The organism is Seonamhaeicola marinus (genome assembly GCF_008085455.1).
On the sequence record NZ_VSDQ01000232.1, the window covers coordinates 1 to 778 of the forward strand.

1 protein-coding gene is annotated in these 778 nt (G+C 32.5%); it reads right to left on the minus strand.

Annotation, left to right across the window (positions count from 1 at the left end):
- Positions 1-621, minus strand: a 621-nt coding sequence (locus FUA24_RS03170; RefSeq protein WP_148540020.1) for a response regulator transcription factor, incomplete at its 3' end; no start/stop codon positions are given.
- Between the last annotated feature and the right edge of the window lie 157 nt (positions 622-778).

Sequence of the window (778 nt, forward strand, 5' to 3'; positions counted from 1 at the left end):
TTCGCGTAGTTTTCTAATGTGAACATCAATGGTTCTACCACCTACAACTACCTCGTTACCCCAAACGGTATCTAAAATTTCATCGCGTTTAAAAACCTTCCCTGGCTTTGAGGCTAACAAAGATAGTAATTCAAATTCTTTTCTTGGCAATATGATTTCTTTGCCTTTTGAAGTTACTTTGTATTCGTCTCTATTTATAACCAAACTGCCAATTTTAACAGTATCTGAAACATCTTCTTCTTTATAACGGCGTAGTAATGCTTTTACTTTACTAACCAACACCTTTGGTTTTATAGGTTTTGTTATGTAATCATCTGCACCTGCATCAAAGCCTGCTACTTGAGAGTAGTCTTCGCCTCTTGCTGTTAAAAAGGTAATTATAGTGTTTTTAAGGTCTGGGTTTTTACGCAATAATTCACATGCTTCAATACCATCCATTTCAGGCATCATAACATCTAAAATAATGAGTTGAGGTAATTCTTTTTTTGCTTTTTTAACGCCTTCACTTCCGTTTTCGGCAGTTATTACTTGGTAGCCTTCACTAGTTAAATTGTATCCTACAATTTCTAAAATGTCTGGCTCATCATCAACTAACAGTATTTTAATGTCCTTTTTCTTCATTTTTTAATAATTTCAAAAGGTAAAGATAAAACTAAAAGCACAATATACTCATTATTGGTTAATTAATAACGTTAAGGTAACAAAGTACTTACCCAGAGTTAACCTTTCGATGTATTACGTAAATGTTTAACACTTTTTTGGTATAAATTTTGTTGTG